Origin of the sequence: Sedimentibacter sp. B4 (assembly GCF_000309315.1) — a bacterium.
GTDB lineage: Bacteria > Bacillota > Clostridia > Tissierellales > Sedimentibacteraceae > Sedimentibacter > Sedimentibacter saalensis.
On record NZ_CANG01000749.1, the window covers coordinates 1 to 205 of the forward strand.

1 protein-coding gene is annotated in these 205 nt (G+C 64.9%); it reads left to right on the forward strand.

Annotated features, from left to right (window positions below; translation table 11 throughout):
* Nucleotides 1–200: hypothetical protein (locus tag BN358_RS26905; RefSeq protein ID WP_040583472.1), on the forward strand; the 200-nt coding region annotated here is incomplete at its 5' end.
* Nucleotides 201–205 lie beyond the last annotated feature (5 nt).

Sequence of the window (205 nt, forward strand, 5' to 3'; positions counted from 1 at the left end):
CGAGCGTCGCGGACGCGGACTTCGACTACGACGTCTGGATCGACGATGCCGGTCTGGTTCACAAGGTCGCTATGGACGTGCCGGCGAAGGCGGGCGGCGATGACGTGCCGATGAAGATGAGTGGCGTGATGGGCCACTACAACGAGCCGGTGAGCATCAAGGCCCCTGCCGACAAGGACGTCGTGGAGATGGGCGGGTAGTCCCG